Source organism: Paenibacillus endophyticus, assembly GCF_014192395.1.
GTDB lineage: Bacteria > Bacillota > Bacilli > Paenibacillales > Paenibacillaceae > Pristimantibacillus > Pristimantibacillus endophyticus.
Window position 1 is genome coordinate 114,986 of record NZ_JACHXW010000006.1, and the last position, 25,736, is coordinate 140,721.

General features: G+C 48.0%; 26 protein-coding genes. 25 read left to right on the forward strand and 1 reads right to left on the reverse strand.

The window, feature by feature from the left end; genetic code table 11:
• Nucleotides 1–6: 6 nt before the first annotated feature.
• From FHS16_RS12055 to FHS16_RS12145, 19 genes are all read left to right on the forward strand, one after another.
• Entirely contained in the window at nt 7–1,194 is a 1,188-nt protein-coding gene (locus FHS16_RS12055; protein ID WP_183562334.1) for a class I SAM-dependent methyltransferase, read from the forward strand.
• Nucleotides 1,195–1,307: 113 nt separating this feature from the next.
• Complete coding sequence (locus FHS16_RS12060) at nt 1,308–2,993, forward strand: histidine kinase N-terminal 7TM domain-containing diguanylate cyclase (protein ID WP_183562336.1); 1,686 nt, start codon at nt 1,308–1,310, stop codon at nt 2,991–2,993.
• A gap of 124 nt (nt 2,994–3,117) precedes the next feature.
• The gene (locus FHS16_RS12065; protein ID WP_183562338.1) at nt 3,118–4,200 is read left to right on the forward strand and encodes an HD-GYP domain-containing protein; all 1,083 of its coding nucleotides are present in this window, start codon (nt 3,118–3,120) and stop codon (nt 4,198–4,200) included.
• A 101-nt stretch (nt 4,201–4,301) separates the two neighbouring features.
• Nucleotides 4,302–4,655: a hypothetical protein gene (locus FHS16_RS12070; RefSeq protein WP_183562340.1), complete on the forward strand. Its 354-nt coding sequence runs from the start codon at nt 4,302–4,304 to the stop codon at nt 4,653–4,655.
• A gap of 151 nt (nt 4,656–4,806) precedes the next feature.
• Complete coding sequence (locus FHS16_RS12075; RefSeq protein ID WP_183562342.1) at nt 4,807–5,676, forward strand: YitT family protein; 870 nt, start codon at nt 4,807–4,809, stop codon at nt 5,674–5,676.
• Nucleotides 5,677–5,756: 80 nt separating this feature from the next.
• The gene (gene thiL, locus FHS16_RS12080) at nt 5,757–6,851 is read left to right on the forward strand and encodes a thiamine-phosphate kinase (protein WP_312890869.1); all 1,095 of its coding nucleotides are present in this window, start codon (nt 5,757–5,759) and stop codon (nt 6,849–6,851) included.
• Nucleotides 6,852–6,872: 21 nt separating this feature from the next.
• Nucleotides 6,873–7,361: a tRNA (adenosine(37)-N6)-threonylcarbamoyltransferase complex ATPase subunit type 1 TsaE gene (gene tsaE, locus FHS16_RS12085; protein WP_183562346.1), complete on the forward strand. Its 489-nt coding sequence runs from the start codon at nt 6,873–6,875 to the stop codon at nt 7,359–7,361.
• Nucleotides 7,358–8,173, forward strand: coding sequence for a tRNA (adenosine(37)-N6)-threonylcarbamoyltransferase complex dimerization subunit type 1 TsaB (tsaB, locus tag FHS16_RS12090; RefSeq protein ID WP_183562348.1), 816 nt, complete (start codon nt 7,358–7,360; stop codon nt 8,171–8,173). Before tsaE ends, tsaB begins: the two co-directional genes overlap by 4 nt.
• Nucleotides 8,170–8,658 (forward strand): ribosomal protein S18-alanine N-acetyltransferase, encoded by a 489-nt coding sequence (gene rimI / locus FHS16_RS12095; protein ID WP_183562351.1) that lies wholly within the window; start codon nt 8,170–8,172, stop codon nt 8,656–8,658. Before tsaB ends, rimI begins: the two co-directional genes overlap by 4 nt.
• A complete protein-coding gene (gene tsaD / locus FHS16_RS12100) occupies nt 8,655–9,725 on the forward strand; it encodes a tRNA (adenosine(37)-N6)-threonylcarbamoyltransferase complex transferase subunit TsaD (RefSeq protein WP_183562353.1) in 1,071 nt (356 codons plus the stop codon). Before rimI ends, tsaD begins: the two co-directional genes overlap by 4 nt.
• 1,129 nt (nt 9,726–10,854) lie before the next feature.
• Entirely contained in the window at nt 10,855–12,420 is a 1,566-nt protein-coding gene (locus FHS16_RS12105) for a 2-isopropylmalate synthase (protein ID WP_246431721.1), read from the forward strand.
• 48 nt (nt 12,421–12,468) lie between these two features.
• Complete coding sequence (locus FHS16_RS12110) at nt 12,469–13,203, forward strand: class I SAM-dependent methyltransferase (protein ID WP_183562355.1); 735 nt, start codon at nt 12,469–12,471, stop codon at nt 13,201–13,203.
• Between the two features lie 528 nt (nt 13,204–13,731).
• A complete protein-coding gene (locus FHS16_RS12115; RefSeq protein ID WP_183562357.1) occupies nt 13,732–14,475 on the forward strand; it encodes an ABC transporter ATP-binding protein in 744 nt (247 codons plus the stop codon).
• Between the two features lie 67 nt (nt 14,476–14,542).
• Nucleotides 14,543–14,770 (forward strand): hypothetical protein, encoded by a 228-nt coding sequence (locus tag FHS16_RS12120; protein ID WP_183562359.1) that lies wholly within the window; start codon nt 14,543–14,545, stop codon nt 14,768–14,770.
• 48 nt (nt 14,771–14,818) lie between these two features.
• Nucleotides 14,819–15,748 (forward strand): polyprenyl synthetase family protein, encoded by a 930-nt coding sequence (locus FHS16_RS12125; protein ID WP_183562361.1) that lies wholly within the window; start codon nt 14,819–14,821, stop codon nt 15,746–15,748.
• Nucleotides 15,749–15,873: 125 nt separating this feature from the next.
• On the forward strand, nt 15,874–16,041 hold the full coding sequence (gene comX, locus FHS16_RS12130) for a competence pheromone ComX (protein WP_183562363.1): 168 nt from the start codon (nt 15,874–15,876) through the stop codon (nt 16,039–16,041).
• 33 nt (nt 16,042–16,074) lie between these two features.
• Complete coding sequence (locus tag FHS16_RS12135; protein ID WP_183562365.1) at nt 16,075–18,471, forward strand: ATP-binding protein; 2,397 nt, start codon at nt 16,075–16,077, stop codon at nt 18,469–18,471.
• Nucleotides 18,449–19,099, forward strand: coding sequence for a response regulator transcription factor (locus tag FHS16_RS12140; protein WP_183562367.1), 651 nt, complete (start codon nt 18,449–18,451; stop codon nt 19,097–19,099). The genes FHS16_RS12135 and FHS16_RS12140 overlap by 23 nt, the downstream gene beginning before the upstream one ends.
• A 110-nt stretch (nt 19,100–19,209) precedes the next feature.
• Entirely contained in the window at nt 19,210–19,446 is a 237-nt protein-coding gene (locus tag FHS16_RS12145; protein WP_183562369.1) for a hypothetical protein, read from the forward strand.
• Nucleotides 19,447–19,614: 168 nt separating this feature from the next.
• On the opposite strand, the gene FHS16_RS12150 is transcribed toward FHS16_RS12145, so the two are convergent.
• Nucleotides 19,615–21,549: an ABC-F family ATP-binding cassette domain-containing protein gene (locus FHS16_RS12150; protein WP_183562371.1), complete on the reverse strand. Its 1,935-nt coding sequence runs from the start codon at nt 21,547–21,549 to the stop codon at nt 19,615–19,617.
• A gap of 152 nt (nt 21,550–21,701) precedes the next feature.
• Between FHS16_RS12150 and FHS16_RS12155 the strand changes: the two genes are divergently transcribed.
• From FHS16_RS12155 to tatC, 6 genes are all read left to right on the forward strand, one after another.
• The gene (locus tag FHS16_RS12155; RefSeq protein ID WP_183562373.1) at nt 21,702–22,310 is read left to right on the forward strand and encodes a 5-formyltetrahydrofolate cyclo-ligase; all 609 of its coding nucleotides are present in this window, start codon (nt 21,702–21,704) and stop codon (nt 22,308–22,310) included.
• Between the two features lie 81 nt (nt 22,311–22,391).
• A complete protein-coding gene (moaC, locus tag FHS16_RS12160) occupies nt 22,392–22,862 on the forward strand; it encodes a cyclic pyranopterin monophosphate synthase MoaC (RefSeq protein ID WP_183562375.1) in 471 nt (156 codons plus the stop codon).
• Between the two features lie 35 nt (nt 22,863–22,897).
• Nucleotides 22,898–23,392 carry a MogA/MoaB family molybdenum cofactor biosynthesis protein gene (locus FHS16_RS12165; protein ID WP_183562377.1) on the forward strand — a complete coding sequence of 165 codons (495 nt, stop codon included), beginning with the start codon at nt 22,898–22,900 and terminating at the stop codon, nt 23,390–23,392.
• Nucleotides 23,389–24,444, forward strand: a complete 1,056-nt coding sequence (locus tag FHS16_RS12170) for a molybdopterin-binding protein (RefSeq protein WP_183562379.1) — start codon at nt 23,389–23,391, stop codon at nt 24,442–24,444. Before FHS16_RS12165 ends, FHS16_RS12170 begins: the two co-directional genes overlap by 4 nt.
• Before the next feature lie 52 nt (nt 24,445–24,496).
• Complete coding sequence (tatA, locus tag FHS16_RS12175) at nt 24,497–24,730, forward strand: twin-arginine translocase TatA/TatE family subunit (RefSeq protein ID WP_183562381.1); 234 nt, start codon at nt 24,497–24,499, stop codon at nt 24,728–24,730.
• Nucleotides 24,731–24,861: 131 nt separating this feature from the next.
• Nucleotides 24,862–25,614: a twin-arginine translocase subunit TatC gene (gene tatC / locus FHS16_RS12180; RefSeq protein WP_183562707.1), complete on the forward strand. Its 753-nt coding sequence runs from the start codon at nt 24,862–24,864 to the stop codon at nt 25,612–25,614.
• Nucleotides 25,615–25,736 lie beyond the last annotated feature (122 nt).

A 25,736-nucleotide genomic window follows, 5' to 3' on the forward strand; every position in this document is an offset into this window, starting at 1 on the left:
AGCATCATGACAGAACAATGGCAGCAAGACATCGCTGGCTGGATCGGCGGCAAGGAGCTGCTGCAAGCATCGCTAAGCCAGCCAAAACGCAAGGATGGTACCACAGCGCCAAAAACAATTATTCGTCCTATCGAGATGAAGAATGGTCTGTTCTACCAATTCGAATACCATTTCGCCAATAAGGTGACGCATGATAATCTTGCAGCGCCCGAGGCAGGCGAGCGAATGATCGCATTGCTGCAGGATCACTACAGGCAAGCGCTTATTAAAACATCTGAAGCGGATGTTCAGTTGCTCTTTAACAAGAAAGGCAAAGCTGCGATTCTGAAGAAGCCTCCAACCGGAGATGCTCAAAAAAGCGTCCAGCAGCACAACAGGCAGAAGCAGCGTGTGCTTGCCGAGGGCAAGGCGGCTCCGTTTCTTGTTGAACTCGGCATCATGACGCCGGAAGGCCTGGTCCACGCCAAGAAGCAGGATAAATATAAACAAATTAATCGCTTTCTTGAAATGGTAACGGATGTGCTTGCTTATTTGCCGAAGGACAAAGAGCTGACGATTGTCGACTTTGGCTGTGGGAAGTCGTATTTGACGTTTGCGCTTTATCATCTGCTTGCAATCGAACAGCAGCGCAATATTCGCATTATCGGTCTTGATCTGAAGGCGGATGTTATCGCATTCTGCTCCGAGCTCTCTGAGAAGCTGGGCTATGACAAACTGAAATTTCTCGTTGGCGATATCGCTGATTATGAGGAACTCCACGAAGCTGATATGGTGGTTACGCTGCATGCCTGTGATACGGCAACAGATGCCGCGCTGGCAAAGGCGGTCAATTGGGGCGCTTCCGTTATTATGTCGGTTCCATGCTGCCAGCACGAGCTGTTCAAGCAGGTAAGCAATGACGTTCTCGCACCGCTGCTTTCTCAAGGACTGCTGAAGGAGCGCTTCTCGGCGCTTGCTACCGACGCTGCCCGCGGAACTCTGCTGGAGGTGCTTGGCTATAAGGTGCAAATGCTGGAGTTTGTAGATCCGGAGCATACGCCCAAAAACCTGCTTATTCGGGCAGTGAGATCCGAGGAGCAGAAGCCTTCGTTGAAGAAATGGGAGCAATATAAGCAATTCCGCCAATTTCTGAGCATTTCACCTTCTCTAGAGCATATGCTTGAAGGGCGTTGGCCGGCGTCTATTTCTGAATAAGGCATAAAAATCAATCGTTAAACTTTGAGATTTTTGATATTAAGCAATTGTCGATGGAATTAACATTTGATACAATGGAAGAAGATGGCTATCTAATGAATGGGTGAACCGTAATGGAATGGATGATCTGGCTAGACTTTAGTATGTTTCTAGTGCTGCTCGGCTTGTTTTTCTACGTGTTTGCCACAAGCACCGTCACGGTACTGCATCGCATATACCTTTTTCTGCATGTCGTCTTCATGAGCTGGACTTTCTCGCAATTTGCCGCGCAAACGGTCAATTCAGCCAGTTTCAAGCTATTTTACCTCTCCGCTTCCTACATAGGGCTCTCTCTGCTTGGGCTCGGATGGTTTGCCTTTATTCTCTATCTCACCGGCCAATCGTATGTGATACGAAAGAGCCGGTTGTTCATTTTGGCGGTTCCTGCACTTATTTCGGTGGCCGCGGTTGTCGCAAACCCAAACGGCATGTTTCTAAGCATTAACGAAAAGCTCAGTCCGCTCAAGCAGCTTCAGCATGGTCCGTTGTATTGGATTATGATCGTGCAGCTCATTCTTTACGTATCGGTCTCGTTTATCGTGATGTTCTACAAGCTTCGCGGAGAAAACTCCGATCGGCAGCGCACGGTAATCAAGACAGCCTTTATCGGTATGATCGTATTGGTTGCTTTCGCTTTGGCGGATTTAATCGTGAATATCATCCTAATTGAAGAAATTAATCGGTATGTACCGCTCATTTCGGTAGGAATGGCGTTTGCAGCCATTTATTTGGTACATGCCATTCGGAGACATAAGGTGCTAGATATCATCCAAACGGTCCAAAGAGATGTCATGAACACGATGTCGATGGGCATTATCGTGTTGGATGAATACGATATCATTATTGAGTTGAACAAAGTCATTAAGCCAATCTTCCGGCTGAGAATCGGCGACAAATTCAACCCTGCGATTCTAGGGCCGCAATTCAAGGGAGACGTTTCCCGGGAATTCATGGCTTTTTTCGAAGAGCAGCGCAAACGTCCTTTGGATAGATTGGAAATTGAAATTGCCATTACCTATGATAAGTATCGCCATGTTATTGTTCAGTCTGCACCGATCCTCAATCACAAAAAAACGCCGGTCGGAAGGGTGCTGACCTTTCAGGATGTGACTGAACTTCGCATGCTGGTAGAGGAAACAAACAGCCAGAACGAACAGCTTCATGATCGTAACCGGGATTTGCTTATTATGCAGGACGAGCTGTTCCAGGCGAATAAGAAGCTTGAGCAGATGGCGATAACCGACGGCTTGACGGGCTGCTTCAACCGTCGTTATCTGCTCCATCAGCTAGAGCAAGAGGTTGTAGCGAACATTCGCTACGGCATCCCTTTTTCTATCTTCCTATTTGATCTTGATCATTTCAAATCAATCAACGATAAGTATGGGCATTTGGTAGGAGACGAGGTGCTCTGCGGTACCGTCGATGCTGTTCGCGGATCGCTTCGGTTCACGGATATACTCGCTCGCTACGGCGGCGAGGAGTTTACTGTTTATTTGCCGCATACGAATCGGGAGCAGGCTGATATCATTGCCGAGTTGCTTATGGAATCCGTCGAGCAGAACAAAGTCAGCACGGGAATCGGCGAGCCGCCGGTTTCGGTTACGATTAGCATGGGCGTCATTTCGATCGAGCATTTCGAGCCGGCTGACCTAGCCGATCCGAAAGCTTTCCTGAGGGAGCTGCTTGCCCAGGCAGATGCAGCCTTGTATGAAGCGAAGTATAACGGACGCAATCGAATCGTGAAACGGAAATTAGCCTAGTAGCCTGAACAATTTGTTCAGGCTTTTTTTCAATGGGATCGGCATAGTCAGTCGAAGATAGTTCTGCTAAAATAGATGCTATCCGGTTAAAAGCGCTAAACTATCGAAGGCGGGAACTAATCTAATGAGAAAAGTGCAAATTGGAATGGTCAAGCCGGGAGACAAGGTGGCAAAGCCCATATTTCAGGAAAACGGAAACGTTCTTCTGGGAGAAGGGGTGGAGCTGAACGATCGTTATATTGATCGATTGTGCAACTTAGGCATTGACTTTCTGTTCATAGAGGATGGAATGACAGCGGATATTATCCCCGAGGATGCGATCCGCGAAGAAACGCGGAAGCAGGCAGTCGATACCATTTATAAGACGATGAACTCCTTCAAAGACCAGACCGTATCGAAGGGACGAACCATTGCACCTGACATGGGACGGAATTTTCGTGCGGTCTTCGGGCAGATTATGCAGGACCTGGCGACAAGGCCCAATATGCTTGTAAATTTATCAAGCATTCATGCAATGGACGGTTATTTGTTTCAGCATTCATTTAACGTAGCGGTGCTCGCAGGCATTATGGGCATAGCCAAGGGATTTAACCGCAATCAGCTTGAAGAGCTTGGAATCGGCGCTCTTTTATTCGATATCGGGATGACAAAAGTGCCGGCCAAGCTGCTGAATCAAACGAGAGCTTTTACTGCGGAAGAACATAAGGTTGTGGAGGCGCATGCGAAGGACGGATTCGATATTCTGCGGAAATATCATGATATTTCGATCGTCTCCGCCCATTGCGCGCTTCAGCATCATGAACGCTACAACGGCTCGGGTTATCCGCGTGGACTAAAGGAAAATGATATTCACATTTTCGGCCAAATCGTGGGATTAGCGGATACGTTTGATGCTTTAACCTCGCCTCGGCCCTATCGGAAGAGGTACACGGCGAACGAAGCGATTGAGTTTTTGTTTGCTGCTGGAGGCACATTTTTTGATTTGGATCTAATCAAGCTGTTTTGCAGGCATATATCGATTTATCCGGTTGCAACCTCGCTGCTGCTGAGTACGGGGCAAGTCGGCGTCGTAACAGAAAACAATGAGCTGGCGGTTCACCGTCCTCGCGTACGCATCATCATGGAGGCGAACGGAACGATGCCTGCTGAGCCTTATGAGCTGGAGCTGAAGGACGAGCTCTATATCACAATCGTCAAGGAACTGTAAGTTTATGAAGCTATCGATTTAGGCATAGGACATAGGGGAAAGACCATACCAAAACTTCCAGTCTCGCATATTTTAATATAAATGCGGGAAGGAGTGATAGTATGGCAAATCGTGCAAGACCCCCCTTGTTCAATCCGAAAAGCGTCAATAAAATTTTGCTCAAAAAAACGCCGCCAGGCAGCCAGCAAAGCGGTCCGACCTTTAACCGTTTGACGGTGCTATGGGTAGACAACAGAGGCGTTCCGTTTAATACAACTGGTTTCAATGCAGCATTATTCAGAGGCAATACGCTCGTTCAGACGGCTTTTTTCGATCGGTTCGGAGTCGTGTATTTTAGCGCAATTTCGACATTGACAACCGTTAATTATACCATCCAAGTTTATGACAGCTTCGGTAGAGTTTATCGGACGAAATCGATACCTGCGGGCGTTGAGGCGTTCTCGGTTATCGGCTAATGCGAATGAGAAAGAAACCTCCCATCCCGGCAGCCACTTACTGCCGAGATGGGAGGTTTCTTTTTGCAATAATAGTAGAGTTGCTTTATATCTGATAGCGTTTAAGGTAAAATAATGAGAAAAAGAGCTAGCAGGGGATGTGAGTTCACGTATGGGTTCATTGCAGCACCATAGGCTTTCGAAGCTCGAACTATTTAAAAGGGTGTTGTTTATTACGCTAGGCGCAGCACTGGTATCGGTTGGGCTGGAGATTTTTCTAGTGCCTAATCATATTATTGACGGCGGTATCGTTGGGATATCGATCATGGCGTCCCATTTGTCGTCGCTTCCGCTCGGACTTTTTCTGTTTTTATTGAATCTGCCTTTTTTGTTTCTGGGATATAAGCAAATCGGCAAAACTTTCGCTCTTTCGACATTGTATGGCGTATCGGTCATGTCGCTAGGGACGTTTCTGCTTCATCCGGTGCCGCCGCTGACGGTAGAGCCGTTTTTAGCAGCTATTTTTGGCGGTGTCATATTAGGCATCGGAGTCGGCATGGTGATTCGATTCGGTGGCTCGCTTGACGGGACTGAAATCGTAGCGATTCTGTTTAACAAACGGTTGCCTTTCTCGGTCGGCGAGACTGTCATGTTTTTCAATTTGTTTATTCTTGGCAGCGCGGGCTTCGTCTTCGGATGGGATCGGGCAATGTATTCGCTCATCGCGTATTACATTGCGTTCAGGCTGATTGATGTGACGATCGAAGGCTTTGATGAATCCAAGGCAGTATGGATAATCAGCGAGGAAGCAAAGGAAATCGGAGCAGCGATTATGAGCCGGCTTGGACGCGGCGTTACTTATTTGCATGGGGAAGGCGGCTTCACCGGCGGCAGCAAACGCGTTATCTTCTGCGTTATCACGCGGCTGGAGGAAGCAAAGATGAAATCCATTGTGCATGAGCTTGATCCTGTGGCGTTTCTCGCCGTCGGCAATATTCACGATGTGAAGGGCGGACGGTTTAAGAAACGCGATATTCACTAATGATGATAGTAGCCGATGCACGCAGATCATGAAGCAGGACAGCTTCTGCCTATTGTATTGGAATGAAGGAGTGCGGCGCTGTGGATGAGTTTGCGAGTATACGTCATTGGACGGCAGATAGGCAAGGAGAAAACTGGCAGCAGCGGCGCGGCGTTGTGAGGGGCATCGGCGACGATACCGCCGTCGTCGATGCAGCGTTGGCGGAGGATGGCGTAGCCTCGCCGAAGCGGCTGCTGCTGGCGGTCGACACGATGGTGGAGACCGTCCACTTTAAGCAGTCGACGATGCGGGACGAGGATGTCGGCTACAAGGCGCTTGCAGCGAACATTAGCGATATTGCGGCGATGGGAGGCATGCCTTTGCATGCGCTCGTCTCGGTCAGCGTACCGCCCGCGTATACGCCTGAGCGGATGCGAAGGCTGTACGATGGGCTGTACGAGTGCGCCGAGCGCTACGGGGTTGCAATTGTAGGCGGCGATACGACGTCGTCGCCCGGGCAGTTGGTTGTCGCCGTTACGGTGACGGGAACCGTGGAGGCGGGGCGTGAGCTGCTTCGCTCGGGCGCGAAGCCGGGCGATGCGGTGTTTGTGACCGGCGCTGTCGGGAAGTCGGCGGCGGGGCTGCATGCGCTGCTGGCGCAGGAGCGGGAACAGCGAGCGGGTGAGAGACTGTCCCCAGCCGAATTCAGCGGGACAGGGGAAGAGCTGTTGGTGTTGGCGCATCAACGGCCTAACCCCTCTGTGCGTGCTGGGAGGCTGCTGCAAGAGTGCGGAAGCTGCCGGTCGCTTAACGATGTCAGCGATGGTCTTGCAAGCGAAGCTTGGGAAATCGCAGAGGCGTCCAAGCTTCGCCTCGTTCTGAACGAAGCGCTGCTTCCAAGAAGCGGCAGCCTGGCAGCTTATGCTGCTAAAGTCGGCATCGATCCGCTTGAATGGATGCTTTATGGCGGCGAGGATTACGTGCTTCTCGGTACGATGGATAGTCAAGATGCGGACGGCATGCGAGCAGTCTTTCATGAGGAGGGCCTTCCCTTTTTTATTATCGGGGAAACCGAAGAAGGGGAGCCTGGCGTCGTGCTGGCAAGCGGCAGCCAGTCGCAGGGGGATAAGCGCGGGCCGTCCACTCATTCGTGCAGAAGAATAGAGCTTAAGAAACGCGGTTACAATCATTTTTAGTTATGAACGGGTGAATGAAACATGGAGCAGCAGATCAATCAGGCCATATGGATGGCGAATACGGAGCAGGATACGATTGCTTTAGCCGAGCTGCTGGCAGCTTGGGTAAAGCCAGGTGTGATCCTCGCTTTAGACGGGGACTTAGGCGCTGGTAAAACGCGGTTTTCGCAAGCCTTTGCGAAAGCCATAGGTGTAAAGGGCATCGTGAATAGTCCGACCTTTACCATCATTAAGGAATACGAAGGGGAACGTCTTCCCTTTTATCATATGGATGTATACAGGCTTTCACAGGATGAAGCGGATGAGCTTGGACTGGATGACTATTTTTTTGGCGATGGGGTTACGATCGTGGAATGGGCAAGCTTGATTAAAGAGCTGCTTCCAGCCGAGCGGCTGGAGCTCTATATCGAGCACCTTGGCGATGAGGCTCGCCGCATACAGGTAACCGGAATTGGTGAGGGGTATGCGAGCTGGTGCCGTGCCGTAAATGAGATGGGAGCAGGCAGATGACAACAGAACAGAAGCGCCATAAGGGAATTATATTGGCTTTGGATACGTCAACGGCTTCTATGGCAGCAGCTGTCGTGAAGGGCGAAGAGGTACTTGCAGAAATACAGACGTTAGCCGAACGCAATCATTCGGTGCATGTTGTTACGCATATAAAGGAAATGCTGCGTGAATGTGCTATTAACGAAGCAGATATTGAAGCGATAGCCGTTGGAAATGGACCAGGCTCCTACACGGGAATGCGAATCGCAGTCTCGGTAGCGAAGACGCTTGCTTGGGTCTGGAATAAGCCGTTAGTCGGTGTATCCAGCCTGGAGGCGCTGGCTTTTGGCGCATGGCATCAACCTATGGAACCTCGTTCAGAGGTTCCTGTAAATGCAGAGGAAGAGCACTGGGTGCTTCCGATTATGGACGCGCGCCGGGGACAAGTATACTCATCCGGCTTCTCGATGAACGGTCAATCGCAGTGGAACCGCTGGCTCGATGACGGTGTTAGGCTTATGAAGGATTTTGTAGATAAGCTGGAGCAGCGATTGCAAGAGCAGAAAGGCAAAGTTCGAAGCATCTCTCTCGTTGGCGATCTGTCTCTTCACGAACAGGAGGCTGCACGTTTGCAGCAGATTGGCGAAGTGGCAGGCGTGGCAGTCAAGCTGCAGCCTTTCATCCAAGAGGGGCAATGGATTGCTAAGCTGGGTCGCATGAAACTGGAAGCCGGCTTGACGGAGGATCCGCACACCTTTATTCCAAACTATACCCAGCTTACGGAGGCAGAAGTCGTCTGGAAAGCGAAGCAGGAGGGTGGGACGAAGCAATGATAGTCGATGTGAACGAGCTCATTTATCGTGCGATGACTATGGCGGATATTCCCGAAATCGTCGATATCGAACACGAGGCCTTTACGAGCCCGTGGACGGCAGAGGCGTTTACGAATGAGCTTATGAACAACTTATTCGCCCGTTATATGATTATGGAATACGAGGGTCATATTATAGGCTACGGCGGCATGTGGATCATTATGGACGAAGCGCATGTTACGAATATCGCAGTAAGAGCGGATTTTCGCGGGCAAGGTCTCGGTAGCTGCCTCCTTTCGGAGCTGCAGCGGACGGCGGTATTTTTCGGTGCGGCCAAAATGACGCTGGAGGTCCGCCCGTCCAACGAAATCGCGCAGCAGCTTTACCGAAAATACGGATTTGAGCCGGCTGGCATTCGTCCGCGCTATTATTCAGACAACAACGAGGATGCGCTAATTATGTGGGCGGAGCTCGACCAAGAGCGGTTGAAAGCAGGGGAGCAATGATTGTGAGTCAGTTGAACAGGGCAGATGGCATTCAGCCAATGAACGATATTATTCTAGCAATCGAGACTAGCTGCGATGAGACGTCGGCAGCGGTCGTCCGCGGCGGAAAGCATATTTTGTCCAATGTGGTATCCAGTCAGATTGAAATTCACGAGCGTTACGGGGGAGTCGTTCCCGAGATTGCTTCACGCAAGCATGTGGAGTCCATTACGCTTATTATCGAGCAGGCGGTTAAGGAATCAGGCCTCTCGTTGAGGGACCTGTCTGCTATCGCTGTAACGCAAGGTCCCGGTCTTGTTGGCGCTTTGCTAGTAGGTATTGTTGCGGCCAAGAGCCTATCGATGGCGCTCGATATTCCGCTCATCGGCACGCATCATATTGCTGGACATATTTATGCGAACGAGCTTGAGCATAACATTGTGTATCCCTGCATGGCGCTTGTCGTTTCCGGAGGACACACGGAGCTTGTACGGATGGAGAGCGAAGGCGAATTCCAGGTCGTGGGACGTACTCGGGACGATGCGGTCGGCGAAGCTTATGACAAAGTAGCGCGCGCGCTTCGTCTGCCCTATCCAGGTGGACCGCATATCGACAAGCTCGCTATCGAAGCAGAGAATACGATCGTATTGCCTCGAGCATGGCTGGAGACAGACAGCTATGATTTCAGCTTCAGCGGCTTGAAGTCGGCTGTGCTGGCCGTAATTAACCAGCACAGAATGAAGAGCTTGGCGCTGGATGAAGCTGCGCTGGCACGGGGGTTCCAGGAGTCGGTAACCGAGGTGCTTGTCACTAAAGCGCTGCGTGCCGTTCGCCATTACGGCGCGAAGCAGCTGCTGCTCTGCGGAGGCGTTGCGGCTAACCGAGGGCTTCGCAAGGCTTTGGCAGCGAAATGCGATGCCGAAAAAATACCGCTTCTTGTACCTTCGCATGCATTGTGCACCGATAATGCTGCAATGATCGGAGCAGCAGCCTATCTTAAGCTTAAACGGTCGCAATTCACGGATCTCGATATGAAAGGCGATCCAGGCTTTTCGCTGGAGAGCTGGTCTGTGGGCAAGGCGGATTAAAAAAGTTTTGAAAACGGAATTGACAGACTATTTCTATGCGCATATAATAAGCAACAATACTTCACAACATAATCTCATACGTTATAAACGCAAAGAACAGGAACAGTAAAGCTTGTCCGGGAATAACGGCAGCGCGGCTTGAATGGCTTCATTCATGATTCGCTGCGGTACAGAGAGCTGCGGGATGGTGCAACGCAGTCGAAGGATGCTTGAAGCTCACCTGGGAGCGGAACAATGGAAACGATGGCGGCCGTTTAGGAAATGCCGATTGCCATGCAGGTACATTGTTACGGTTGACCGCCGTCATAGGGTGCATGTGAGTCAACATCCGGAGTTGGCCATATGCTTAAGTTGGGCGTCCCTGCTCGTTTGCGAGCGTATGGGAGTCAACAAGGGTGGTACCGCGCGGGTCTTTTAAAGCCTGTCGTCTCTTGATTCAAGAGACGACAGGCTTTTCTTGTTGTCTATGATGTGAAGCAGCTAACCATTAATCGAATCAGTTGCAACTAACATAGTGTGGAAACGCAATGAACAGGAGCAGTAGAACATAAAGCTGGCAAAACAGAGCTCGGCAATCTCAAGCTAATTATGAGAGCTGAATTCGAACAGAGAGCTGCGGGGTGGTGCGACGCAGTCGAAGCTGAGGTTTGAATCTCGCCTGGGAGCGGAACGGTGGAAAGACTGCATAATAGGCAGATCCCTACATCGTTACGGCTAGCCGCCGTCATCGGGCATTTAAGCGGGCATGAATCCCTGCATAAAGCTAAGCAAGCTTCCTTGTACAAGAAGCCTCGCTGAGCAATGCAGATCGATCTTGCCAATTAGAGTGGTACCACGGCAGCGCAGGCTCGTCGTCTCTTACAAGGAGACGACGAGCTTTTTTTATATATAAGAATCTATATGTTTTCACATATAAATGTGCTTATATATCTCTGCGAAACGACTGTTTTTGCCTCAGAGGACAGTGTCAGCCGTTTACTCTTGACGTATAGGAAAGGATATGAGTTCGCTCATCCTTTCTCTATACGTTTCGCCGAAACGATGGCGTCTATAGAAAGGACGCCGTCAGGCGTTTCTTCTTATGTACCTGGAAATGGATCTGCCAATTAATCCTTAGGAGGAAATAACAATGACAAACGAAATGAAAAAAATTCAGATCTTTGATACGACACTACGCGATGGCGAACAATCCCCTGGAGCTTCGCTTGATCCCGAACGCAAAATTATTATTGCGCGTCAGCTTGGCAAATTAGGCATTGACGTGATCGAGCCGGGTTTCCCTGTTTCGAGCCCTGGCGAGTTCGCAGCTGTCCAGCAGATTTCGCGGGAACTGCAGCATGTTGAAATTGCTGGATTCGCAAGAGCGGTGAAGGGGGATATCGATGCTGCTGTCCGAGCGACACAGGATGCGGCACGCAGACGGCTTCACCTCTTTATCTCTTCATCCGATATCCATCTGAATCACCAACTGCGCAAATCGCGTGACGAGGTCATCAAGATTGCTCGTGATATGGTCGCTTACGCCAAACAATTTGTCGACGAAATCGAGTTCTCCGCCATGGACTCCACTCGTTCGGGAAGAGATTTCGTTATCCAACTTGTAGAGGCGGTCATTGCAGAAGGCGCAACGATTATCAATCTGCCCGATACGCTTGGTTATGCGATGCCTGAGGAAATGAGCGAGCTGTTCCGCGCGGTTCGCAGTCAAGCAAGAGGCGGCGAAACGGTACGATACAGCGCACATTGCCATAATGATCTGGGTCTTGCGGTAGCCAACAGCATCGCGGCTATCCATGGCGGGGCTACGCAAATTGAGGTGACGGTGAACAGTGTCGGTGAACGGGCAGGCAATTGCTCGCTTGAGGAGCTCGTGATGGCGATTGAAACGCGTAAGGATGCGATTCAGGCCCAAACGAATATTCAAATCGGAGAGATATTTGAAACTTCACGCATGGTCAGCAGAGCCATGAACTTTCCAATCGCATTCAACAAGCCAATTGTCGGGCGCAATGCGTTCCAGCATGAGTCAGGCATCCATCAGGACGGTTTGCTGAAAAACCGCAATACGTATGAAATCATGGACCCTGAGGCGATGGGAATTCCACGCAATATGATTATTCTAGGCAAGCATTCAGGCCGTCATGCGATTAAGCATCGTCTATCCGAATTCGGCATCGATATGACAGATGTGCAGCTGCAGGATGTGTATGACAAGTTCAAGGCGAAAGCCGATGCGCAAAAAATCGTTACGGATGATGAGCTTATCCGCATAGCAGGAGAGCTGACACAAACACAGCCAGATCCTTACGTGCTCGTTGATCTGCATGTACATGCGGGTACGCAGCGCTCCCGTACAGCAACAGTAACGATCCGTGAGAACGAGCATGGAGAAGAGCATTCCTACATCGCTATGGGAGCAGGCCCAATCGAGGCGGTCATCCATGCGATTCAGCAGGCCATACCCGTAGCCGCAGAGTTCGAGGATCTGGAGCTTCACTCCCTATCGACCGGAGAGGATGCGCATGGCGAAGCTGTCGTCAGCATCGTGCACGAGAAGCAGAGATTCCGCGGAACCTCAATTCATAACGATATTGTACTTGCCGCCGCACAGGCGTATGTGGCCGCGTGTAATCAAGCGGTGATGACAACGGGCAGCAGAGTTGTACGACCAACAACGAATCTAGCGGTTAATTAATACCAAGCTTAGCTGAGCCAAATGGTTAAAGTGATGGGGGCGAATGCAATGAACCACATCCTTGAGTATTACAACCAATTCGATGAATGGGGGCGTCTCGATCGAGCGCCCCTTGAATTCATAGTCCATTGGCATTTTATTAGCAGTCTGAGCGTTACCATAACCGATTTGACGCCTAGATTGGTACAAATCGCTCGTGACAAGGCAAAGGATCTCATGCTGGAGAAACACTTCAATGGTTTTTATGTGGCCGATGCTAGAAACCTTAGCTTATTTGGCGACGAGGCATTCACAGCATCACTAATGATGGGCCCGCTTTATCATTTGCAAGAAAGGACGGACCGGGAAAAGTCCGTCAGTGAGCTGTACAGGGTGACACAAAAGGGCGGTTATGTTTTTGTTGCTTTTATGACGAGAGTGAGGCATTTGCAAAACGCATTAGCCTATCCCGAGCACTGGAAGCCGACTGATCGTATGGATGAAATCCGTAAGTATATGGAAACAGGCGTTTTTAATCATTCAGACGAGGGGCGTTTCACAGGCGCTTATGCCTTCACTATTAACGAGATAAAGCCGTTCATGGAAGCGAATGGATTCGAGTCCATTAAGCTTATCGGTTCTACAAGCGCAGCAGGTGCTTTGACGAGTGAGCAATTACGTTATTGGGAAACGGCAGGCGAGCATGAATACCGAGCTTTTCTGCAGCTATTATTCGACTATGCGGCTGATGAGCATCTACTGGGATCATCATCGCATTTGCTCTATATCGGCAGAAGGAAATAAAGCAATTTATTTTCCAATATTAGTGTTGTGCACAAAGTTATCCACAGAACCCCTCTAAATTGTGTATAAAACGTTCAAATAGGCGAAAACACTGGATTTACGAAAGGTTAACACTGTGAACGAATAGGGGATAAAATTTATGGGTGTAAGCTGTGGATAATGTGTATAAAGTGGATAATTTCATAAGGTATAAGAAAATATACCTATGAATCGACGAAATCCGCAGAAATACTACTATAATACCGTAGCACTACTGACTGAATTAACTAACAATTTATACAGAATTGTTGATATCTTTGTGGATAACGTTGAAGGGCCTATTAAACTGCGAAATCGTAGAAATAGGCTCTTTTTGTTTTGCGCTTGCGTTGCGGTCACGCAAAAATATTGCGGAAATTACTAGACAAGTTTTCGGTGAAAAAAATAGCATCATGCGTTATCTTAAAACTATGACGCATACCAAAAACATAAATCTCACCTTAAAGCGAATCTATTAATGTTTAAGTGTGAATGGAGGTTAACCAAAGAATGGATAAGGAAACGATCATTCAGGTAAGCTCGGTCAGCAAGTATTATGGTGCGAATAAGGCGGTAGACTCCGTATCCTTTAGAGTGAATGAAGGAGAACTATTTGGTATTATTGGTACGCATGGTGCCGGGAAAACGACTCTGTTAGAAATGCTAATGGGTATTCGTATGCCGGATCAGGGCAGTATTCGCATATATGGCCATGATGTCGTGCTTGAAGCGGAACGATTGAAGGAAGATATCGGCATCCATCTGCAAAGCACATCTTTGGTCGATAAAATGAATGTTCGCGAAGCGATGGAAATGTTCCAGGGCTTCTATAAACGGAAAAATAATTTAGATTTGATTATTGAACAATTTGGCCTTAGTCCTTACTCGGATAAATTAGTAAAGCGTTTATCAGGCGGCTGGAGACAGCGGACGGCACTGGCAATCGCGCTCGTAAATGATCCCAAAATCATATTTTTGGATGAACCGACAACGGGACTAGATCCCCAGGCTAAAAGGGACTATTGGGCATTGCTTCAGCTTCTTAGGCAGCAAGGGAAAACGATTATCGTTGCTTCGCATGATATGGAAGACATGCAGCGCAACTGCAACCGTGTATGTGTCATGCGCAAAGGTGAATTCATTACTTGCGACAATCCGTCGACGCTTATTGCTCAGCTGCCTAGAGGCGGTTTGACAATGGAAGCCGTATACATGCATCACGCAGTCGAAATGAATGGGAGTGTCAGCGTATAAGGTAAATAGCAGATTCGATAGATGTAATGAATTGCAGGGACATACTTCAAGGAGGGCTTTTCAGTCAATGGATCATCGCGATCGCATCGAAAGTCCGTCAGTCGAGCGCAGAAAGCTAATACAGAAAAGAATGGAGATGATCGCAAGCTTAATGAGTCAAATGAATGAGGGGGAGAGTCAGAAGAAAGAAGAACAACCAGCTAAAAAGCGCAAACGCACCCACGACTGTTACGGCATAAATACTTTGAATTGGCTAGGACGTTTCGTAACGACATTTCAGCGTATGTTCTCATAGGGAAAACATAGTATAATAGCAGTATCTTGAAATGGCGGAGGATCACTTGTGAAGGATTGTAATTCACTTATCGCTGAGAGGATGCGCACGCAGGTCCAGCGATATTTCACGGCTGGGCCGCTTGCTCGTTACGCGGAGCATTATATGAAAGATAAGCTGGAAGAGACGCTGCGATTCGGAAGACTGACCGTGCTTCATTTTCGCATGTTTGAGGGTAAGGACGAGGATCCATATATGGCTGCTGCAGCGGTAGAGCTATTTATACTGGCATCGGACATGCTGGATGACTTGCAGGATCAGGACGCGCCGCATAAACCCTGGATGCAAGACCCGCTACCTATAGCGATGCATGTTGCGACTGCGCTGCTAACGTTGTCTCAGCAAGTTTTGCTTGAGAGCGCTTCGAACGTACATACACAAGCTGCCCTTATGGATATGATGAATGGGCAATTGCTTCAATCGGCCAATGGCCAGATGCTAGATATAATGAATGAAATGATTGACGAACAGGCCTATTTAGAAGTCGTTAAGCTGAAATCGGGCGCACTGCTTCAGTTCGCCTGCATGACTGGCGTACTGCTTGCAGGTCAGGCTTGGAATCCGGTTGTCGCTGAATATGCGCTTGAGATAGGACTAGCTGCCCAAATGCAAAATGATCTTCGGGATTTAATGCGCTGGGATGATAAAAGCGACTTTTTACAGCGGAAACGCACCCTGCTTACATTATATTTAGTAGAAGGGGAAGCGGCAGAGGATCAGTGGATAAGGGATTATTTTGATGGGCTGTTATCAACTGAGGATGTGGCGTTGAAGCGTGAGCTTTTTGCTGAAGCCTGCGAAAGGACGGGAACACTGCTGTATGGTTCCGTCATGAGCCGCATGCACTATAATCGTTTTGAGGAGTTAGTCGATACTTTTCAGGCAATAAGCCCTTGGAAATCAACATTTTTACACATGATTAATGAAGAAATTGCATGATTTAACACCACGCAAAAGTGACTTCGGTAAATACGAATCACTTTTGCGTTTTCTGTCGATTCTTTTCCTGTTATAGTAGAGTAGTAATGATAGTTAAATAATAGAAGAGAAGCGGAGGAGTTAAAATGTTAAAAGAAACGATTCGTCAGTTGGTAAGCAGCACTGGAAAGTCTATGACTATGGGTGGACAAATGCAATTAGCAGGTGTTTCTGCGGCGGAACAGAAGGCACTCCTTGGCGAACTAAAGAACAAAAACGAAAAAAACAGCGGCTACGCATTCTTGTGGAACTAGAAGTTTGAAATTGGTTGAAGGGAAGAGGACTGCATGAGACCTACGATTCTAAACCGCATTACGGCAATCCTCTTCCTTGTATTATTTCTAACTACACTGTTATATCTTACTTCGGTGATCGTAAGGATCCCATCCATCGGCGCTGTTTTGACGCAAGACGCCAGCAATCGATATTTTGTAAAGTCGATGGAGCCTGCTGGACAAGCAGAAGTTAAAGGAATACGTGTAGGAGACCAGATACTACAAGTAAATGGCTTGCCGGTAAGCGATTACGAGAATGTGAAGAAATATAATTTGATAGAGTATGCGGATAACGTAGTCGTGTTACATAAAAATAATGAAAAACAGGAGATCACTTTCCAGAAAGGTTGGACAGGTGATCATTCGTTGTGGGAACTATTAATACAATTGTATATTCCTGGTATTTCTCTCGTTATTTTCTGTGCTTTTTCCGGTTTTCTTTACGCTAAACGCCGTAATGACAAAGCTGCCATTATGCTCATTTTATTTTTTATATCCATCGGTTTATGCTATTACAGCTCAGCTGCATCGAACCGGAGTGATCCGATTGGCATCACCGTGATCTATTTGGTATTGCCGAATATTCCGCTGCTGTTCATGAGTTTCATGAATATTTACTTAGTCCGATTCGATGCGCGTTTAATTAGCAAACGGTTATTGACCGCATTGTTTGCAATAGTGGGACTAGTAGGACTAGCAAGCTTGGTGTACATATGGACAGACTTATCTTCCATTCAGATATATACATACATTCAAATCGCCTATAGCAGTTCCGTGCTATTAGGTAATTTCGTATGCGTCTATGTTCTTATCCGCAAGTTTATTCAGCATCGGCGAACGAAGCTTCACTCCTTATTTACGATTACTTTGATCTCTCATCTAGTAGCGTTTACTCCGTTTGCGTTATTGAATTTATTGCCTCAGATTATTGGCAAGGAGCAGGTTCTGCCAGCAGCATTTACGGCGCTTTTCCTGTTTATCCTACCAATCGTTTACTTCTATTTATCAACTTCCAATCAACTGTTTGATATTGATTTTATACTAACCAGATTCAAGTATTATACGGCGCTCGCCTTGTTTCCATCTATTATTGTGGCCGCACTAGTGGCGTTCGTCATACTAGGAGAGAACAATCCGTCTTGGTCCGCATGGTTTGGCGTGTTTTTTGTCATTTACATCGGAATGACGTTGTTTTTATATGTTAAGGAGCAAATTGATCAGCGCTTTCGTCCTAAGCTTTTTAAGGCGATGTATAGCTATCAGGATAGTTTGGACAGGTTTTCACGTAAAATAGCTAGAGTTATGAAGCAAGGCGATCTGGAAGCTGTACTGAAACAAGAAATATCTGAGCTTTTGCCTGTCAAACGAATTACATTTTTGCTCGTTGAGCAGTCCGAGAACACGGTGTATCCGATGGGTGAGCATCCGGAGGAGCTCATTACTGCTGAATTTTTACTTGGTACCGTAAACTCACTGCAGGTTGGAGAGCTAATTGAATTGCCATACGGGCTAGGTCTTGTCATTGGCAGACAACGCTCGAGATACCATATTCTGTGGATTGGGCTAAAAACAAACCATACTCGTTTCAATTCCGATGAGCTTCGCTGGCTGAAGACGATGTCGAACTATGCGAGCATCGTATTTGAAAACTTATATCTAATAGAAGGACTAATTGAGGATTTAGAGTCTGAAGTACGTAAAGAGCATTCTACATCGCCTTGGGTGCTGCGGCTGCTGTTCTGCTTGTCTGAGAATGAGAGAAGAAAGCTAGCTGCGGATTTGCATGATTCAGCGCTGCAGGATCAGCTGTTATGGTATCGGAAGCTTGAAGCAATCATGATGGACTATCCGATTTCCGACAGCCTTGGAAGAGAGCTGGAAGATATTAAAGAAGGTTTGTTGGATGTCATACATCAAATTCGTGAGACGTGCAACGAGCTTCGTCCTCCTCTTTTGAAGGAGATGGGGGTAGTTGAGGCTGTTGAATCGATTATTGAGCATACGCAAATGCGGGTCAATTTCGCTGTCGACTTCCGAGCAAAGCCATTTAACCGACCGCTTAACGAAGAACAGATTACGGCGATTTATCGTATTGTCCAAGAGCTGCTGCGGAATGCGGACAAGCATTCCCAAGCGAAGTTGGTCATTCTTGAGCTGGAGCTGCGGCAAGGGACCATATATTTCCGTTATCAGGACGATGGAATCGGCATGGATGTCAACCAAATGATCGTTTCTTTTGAGCATATGGGCTTATCCGGCATCAAAGAACGTGTAACGGGGCTTGAAGGAGACATTACGTTTTATTCGCAAAGCGGTAACGGCCTGGAGGTTGTTATTTTGTTGCCAGAGATCATGACAACCGGTAGATCGGAGAGGGGAATATCGCGTGATTCGTATCTTATTAGTTGATGATCATCCTTCCGTTGGTGAAGGAACTAAAAATATGATCGAGCAGGATTGCGAGATGTCGGTAGCGGTTGTGTTGTCTGCAATCGAAGCGCTCGAAAGTGTACAGAATGAGCATTTCGATCTCATATTATGCGATTTAAATATGCCAGGGATTAGCGGTTTAGAATTGACCAAAAGACTAATTCAGCAGGACCCCGAACGAAAGGTCATTATTTATTCCGGCTATGAGATCGGTTCGCATTTTAATTTGCTTATTGAATCAGGCGTCTCTGGGTTTATATCGAAAACTGTCTCAAGAGAGCAGCTGCATAATGCCATTCGCTGCGTTATGAGAGGAGATACGGTTATTCCTATTTCCTTGCTTAAGCAGCTTAGGCGGCATGAGGTGACGATTGGACGCACGGAAGTGACGATAGAGGATGTATCAATTAATGAGAAGGAACAAACGATTCTGCATGAGGTAGCTACGGGAATAAGCAACAAGGAACTAGCTGCCATGCTTCATGTAAGCCAGCGGAATGTAGAGTATCAGCTGTCGCGCATTTTTGACAAGCTTAACGTGCGCTCGCGTTCCGAGGCGATTAAGGAAGCACAGAGGCTGGGACTTATTAGCTTAGAACAGTACTAGCTTGGAGTCGTTGGCGTTTTAGCAAGCTAAGTATTAAACCGGTTAATCATAAACGGCGGATTAGTGGTAAGTACCCTAATCCGCCGTTTTCTTGTTGGGAGTTCTTTTGCTTGGCTAAATCAATCATTAACGCTGTGAAATTTTTTGAGGAAGTTTTGCATGAGAAGGTCCAGACGTTCTGCGATCAAAGCGTCAGTAAGGCCAGAGACGCCGAAAATATGCCATCCCGGATAAGCGATTGGGGAGCCGAAGCGGATTTCGATTGCAACAACAATCCCGACGGGCCAAGACAGGCATTGACCCAATCGACAACGCCGCTTACAGTCTGTTGTGCCCAAAAACGTTAGCATATGACAATCTCTGTGAATGAAGCATAGCGGTTATTCTGGCCATAGGTTTTTCATGATAGCAATGTTCTGCTTCCATCATCTGCAGCTAAGGACCATGATGGAGCCTCTAAGGCGAGCAGATCATCGCAAGTGAAGTCGCTGCAAGGGAATCGTTCATAATGGTAATTACATATACTGTTCCCAATCTTCGTATGCAGCAGCTAGTTCGGTTTTTCGAGCTTCGATTACGGCTTGGATTTCCTGTATACGCACATAATCATTAAAGATGGAAGGATCGGCGAGCTGTTCTTCCAATTCAGTAATTTGCTGCTCCAAGGCAGCAATATCCTGCTCTAATTGCTCAAGCTTGCGCTGCCTTGCCCGTTCTTCCCGTTTTGCTTGTTTGTCGGCTTCGTACGAGTTAGCTGGGACATTGTCGGATACAGGGGCAGATTTCGAGCCTGCAGCCTGTTTTGACAAAGCTTCAAGCCGAGCTTCCTCGATTTCAATTTTTTTCTCTATCATTTCGTCATAATTTCCTAGGAAATGATCGGTTCCTGACGGTTTGAGTTCGACAATGCGTTCCGCCATTTTGTTAAGAAAGTAGCGGTCATGCGATATGAAAAGCAGTGTGCCTTCATAATCCAGCAAGGCAGCTTCAAGCACCTCTTTGCTGAAAAGATCCAAATGGTTCGTTGGCTCATCGAGAATTAACAGATTTGCCTGAGCAAGCATCAGCTTTGCCAAGGAAACACGCGCTTTTTCTCCGCCGCTAAGGGAGGAGACGCGTTTCAGGACATCTTCGCCACTGAATAGAAAATTGCCGAGTACCGTGCGAATACGAGCTTCCTCCATATGGGAATACTCGCCCCAAACCTCTTCCAGTACGGTGTTTCGCCCATTCAATCTCGTCTGCTCTTGGTCATAATAACCAACCTTGACATGCGTGCCGAACTTGATGATGCCTGTCGTTGGCGCATTTTGTCCGACAATGACCTTTAGCAGCGTCGATTTCCCGATACCGTTAGGGCCAATGAGGGCAACAGTTTCGCCTCTGGTAAGCTGGAAGGACACATTTCGAAAGATAGGCGTTTCTTTCTCGGGGAAAGTGACGGAAACATCGTTTACTCCGAGTACGTCTTTCCCGGTAGGTCGCTCAATCTCGAACATGAAATGCGCTTTCTTCAAATCGCCCTGAGGCTTGTCCAAACGATCCATTTTGTCGAGTGCCTTGCGTCTGCTCTGCGCGCGCTTTGTTGTCGAAGCGCGAACGATGTTGCGCTGGACGAATTGCTCCATGCGGGAGATTTCATCCTGCTGCTTCTCAAATTGCCGCATGTTGATTTCATATTCGGCAGCCTTAAGCTCCATATAGCGACTGTAATTGCCTGTATAGCGCTTCGAAATATGACGTTCGATTTCAATAATCGTTTGGGCGAGCGCATCAAGAAAATAACGGTCATGGGAAACGACAAGAATAGCGCCAGAATAACCGCGCAAATAAGACTCTAGCCAGGTTAATGTCTCAATGTCGAGATAGTTGGTAGGTTCGTCAAGCATGAGCAAATCCGGTGCTTGCAACAAAATTCGCGCGAGGGCGAGCCTTGTCTTCTGACCGCCGCTAAGCGTCGAAATGAGTGTATCTGCCGGAAAGCTACCGAACCCCATTCCGTGCAGGACGCTGTTTATTCGCGTATTAATTTCGAAGCCGCCTTGTTCGCGGAACTCATCCGATCGTTTGGCATATCGGTCAAGCGTGCTTGCATAACGCTTCTCATCCTCATGAAGCGCAGGATCTGCAATTTTAATTTCAAGCTCGCGCAGCTCCTGCTCAGCTTCAAGCAAATGGGAAAATACGGCCCGCATCTCTGCTTCAATGGTACGATTGGATTGCAAGCCGCTGTTTTGGGCCAGATAACCGATTTTGGTTTCTTTCGCTTTGTGAACAGCTCCTGAATCAGCAGACATTTCACCGGCAATGATTTTTAGCAACGTGGATTTCCCAGCGCCATTGACGCCTACGAGTCCAATGCGCTCCCGCTCTTGCACCTGCATCGAAATATTGGATAATACGACATTCACGCCGTAGCTTTTTGTGATATTGGAAACCTGCAGCAGCATTTTGAAACCTCCAACAAAAAATTGTAAAGAACGAATGCTTTTACTACTCCATAGTGTACCATAAACGAGCTCTGGCATTGGCGAAAGTTGCATAACAGTGGTAAACTAACTTTAATGAAAGAAAAAGATGGGAACTAGAATAGGTGAGTGTTTTGAGTGAAACAAATTTGCCGGGAAATAAGGCTTATATGCGGAATCAAATGACGTTTAAACGAAATAGCATAGCCTCGGAGAAAAGGGACCTATGGTCGGAAGCTGCTTGTGCGAGAGCGCAGGAGCTGGTTGTAAGCAGGGGCGCTGCTGCGTTTATGATTTATGTTGCTTTTCGAAGCGAGCTTGATCTTTCCGCACTGATGGAATGGGGCTGGCGAACGGGACGAACAGTCATCGCACCCAAATGCGAAGCTTCGGATCGTTCGATGACGTTGTATGAATTGCGCGGCAGAGATGAACTGAAGGCTGGAGCATACGGGATCATGGAGCCTGACCCTCAGAAAGCAGCAAAGGTTCAGGATGCAATGCCGGCAATGGTATTTGTGCCTGGCTTAGCGTTCGACAGGAATGGTGGCCGTCTTGGGTATGGCGGTGGCTATTACGATCGATTTGCTGAAGCAATCCGAAGCGCCAAGCAGGAGCATGATGAAACAACGCTTTGGCTCGGCATGGCCTTTGAGGAGCAGCTAACGGACGAAGTGCCGCTCGAACCGCATGATTTGAGAATGAATGGCATTATAACGGAGAACAGCGTTTATATGCTTTAATCAAATAAAGAAAGCGACGAAATCGAAGGCTATTGCTCATAGGAAGCATATCTTTCGTTGACGCTAGAAGGAGCAATAAAAGTGGGTCTGACGCATTTTAACGAGCAGGGTCGCGCACGGATGGTAGACATCACGGAGAAGGAAGTCACTTCACGTACGGCAGTTGCTCAAACGAAGGTAACGATGAATCCGGAAACGTTAGCGCAAATCAAAGCTGGCAAAATTGGAAAAGGCGATGTATTGGCAGTTGCACAGGTAGCTGCGATCATGGCGGCAAAAAAAACATCCGATTGGATTCCGATGTGTCATCCTCTTCCGCTCACTGGCATCAATGTAGTATTCAGCGATAATGGAACGGATGAGCTTTATATAGAAGGTACAGTGAAGACGACCGGAAAAACTGGCGTTGAAATGGAAGCTCTGACAGCCGTCTCAGCCGCAGCGTTAACCGTATACGACATGTGTAAGGCGCTCCAAAAGGATATGGTAATCGGTCCCACACAGCTCGTTTCAAAAACAGGCGGTAAAAGCGGCGATTATCAAATCTCGTAAAACCCATGAGCAAATAAGGAATGGGAGGAATGTAAATGCGGTGGAAAGTAGCAATATTAACGGCAAGCGATAAGGGCTCACGGGGTGAGCGCGAGGATACGAGCGCGCAGGTTATCCGCGAGTTAGTCGAGGAGGAGCTGGGCGGAGAAATTATCGACTATCGGATCGTCCCGGATGAGCAGGATGAGATTATGGCGGCCATCATTGAAATGACGGAATATTTCCATGCGGATCTCGTGTTGACGACAGGCGGGACAGGCCTTGCCATGCGTGACGTAACGCCGGAAGCAACGCTAAAGGTGATCGATCGTGCCGTTCCCGGACTAGCCGAGGCGATGAGGATGGGAGCTCTTCAAAAAACGAGAAGGGCGATGCTCTCCCGAGGCGTATGCGGAATTAGGGGCAGCTCGCTGATCATTAACTTGCCGGGAAGCCCGAAGGGCGTACACGAGAGCTTAATGGCGATCATGGATCAATTGCCGCATGCACTCAATATTTTATCGGGCCAAATAGGGGAGCATAGCGTATGAGCCGGGAAAATGCGAAGACAGAGGGCGATATCGAGCAGCATGGGTCGACTATTCTAAAAGAAGTGTCGGTTTATGATGCAATCGGCTTGCGCTTGGCTCATGATTTGACGCGAATTATTCCCGGCGAATTCAAAGGACGTTTGTTCAAAAGAGGCCATGTTGTGACCGAAGCCGATATACCGAAGCTGCTCGATATCGGGAAAGAGCATATCTACATTATGGAGCTTGGGGCAGGAGAGCTGCACGAGGATGACGCCGCCATACGGATGGCGGAGGCGTTGTACGGGGACCATTTAATATTATCCGAGCCTCACGAGGGCAAAGTAAGCATCAAAGCAGAGCTACTGGGCTTAGCTGAGATTGATAAGGAGCTTGTTGACCAAATCAATGATTTGGGTGAAATTGCGCTGGCTACGATCAAGTCCAAAACCGTAGTCAAGCCTGGAAATCCGCTAGCTGCTACGAGGGCTATACCTCTTGTCGTACCCAAGACTAAAGTCGAGACCGTGGAGAGGCTTGCCGCTGAATACCGTCAAGCAAGTGGCGGTGCGGCTCCGCTTCGGGTACGTCCATTCCGGAAGTTCCGAGTCGGTTTGCTGACAACCGGCGGGGAAGTATTTAATGGCAGAATTACGGATAAGTTCGGGCCAGCGGTCAAAAACAAACTTGAAGAGCTGGGATCAGAGGTAGCGGAGCAACGGTTTTCTCCTGATGATCGACAAACAATTGTCAAGGAAATACACTATTTGCTCGAGCAAGGGTATGATATGATACTAGTGACGGGCGGAATGTCGGTCGATCCCGATGATCGAACGCCTGGCGCGATTAAAGCCGCAGGCGCACATATCGTAAGCTACGGAACGCCAATGCTTCCAGGCTCCATGCTGCTAATGGGATACATAAACAGCGTACCGATATTGGGATTGCCAGGTTGTGTGATGCATGATCCATATACGTCCTTTGACGTGCTCCTGCCGCGCATTCTTGCAGGCGATGTTATTGTACGAGAAGATATAGTGAGTATGGGTTACGGCGGTTTGAACAACTGTTAGTATAGGCTTACGAAGCATCTTTCGTTCGTAAAGCTTCAAGGAGGTTAACAAGATGTCAGGAATAGGTGCTACGGGTATTATACTGCTCGTGCTGGTTGCTTTGCTTCTGTTTGGACCGAACAAGCTGCCTGAGCTCGGACGCGCGTTCGGACGCACGCTGCGCGAATTCAAATCCGGTGCAAGAGAAATGATGGATGACGATGACCGCAAGGACAAGGAATCGAGCCGTGTCGAAGTGAGTCGCTCGGACAATAGTGAGAAAGACAATAAGCGGCTGCCGGATTAATCGGGCCCGCTTTTTTATTGAATAAAAGGCGGTAAAAGCTAGGCAAAGGAGGGAAATGCAAGGTGGGGTCGGAAGAAAAAAACAAATCGGAGCCTGCTTCTCGCAAAGCACTCATTCGAGAGGAAGGGCTGATGCCGCTGCTCGAGCATCTTGGAGAGCTCCGCAAACGCATCGTCTATGTGCTTATCATCCTAACGATTGGTTTGGTCGTCGGGCTCATTCTCGCACAGCCAGCCTACAACTTTCTTATGAGCCAAAAGCCGGCCAATACGATTTCTTTACATACGTTTTCGCTATGGGACGGGATCGGCATGTATATGAAGTTCGCTTTCGTCATAGCGCTGATCATTGCGCTGCCTATGATTGCCTTTCAGCTCTGGGCATTCGTAAAGCCAGCCCTGCGCAAGCATGAGCAGCGATCTACACTGAAATACGTTCCCTTTGCGCTGGTGATGTTTCTCATTGGATTGGCTTTTTCCTATTATGTCGTGTTTCCGCTCGCCTTTAGTTTCACGAGGACGGTCTCGCAGCATCTTAATCTGGAAGAAACCTACGGCATCGCGCAATATTTCACGTTTATGTTTAATTTGCTTATACCGATATCGCTTTTATTCGAGCTTCCGCTCGTCATTATGTTTTTAACCGCGATTCGGCTTGTAAATCCGAAGCGGCTTCGCAAGATGAGACGACTCGCCTATTTCATAATGGTGTTAATTGGCGTCATGATTACGCCGCCGGATTTCATATCGGATATTTTAGTAGCGATTCCGTTAATCATTTTGTATGAAGTCAGTGTGTTTTTGTCAGGTACGGTACACAAAAAGCAATTGGCTAGAGACGCAAAGTGGGAAGCGGAGTACGGCGAATCATTGAATAATGCGTAAGTCATGCATAAGCAGGAGAAGGGGAAATTCCTCTTCTTCTTTTTTTATTGACAAAAACATAGGTAGCCATTATGATTTAAACAGTTGTTTAAAACAAGTGTTTAAAACGATTGTTTAAATAG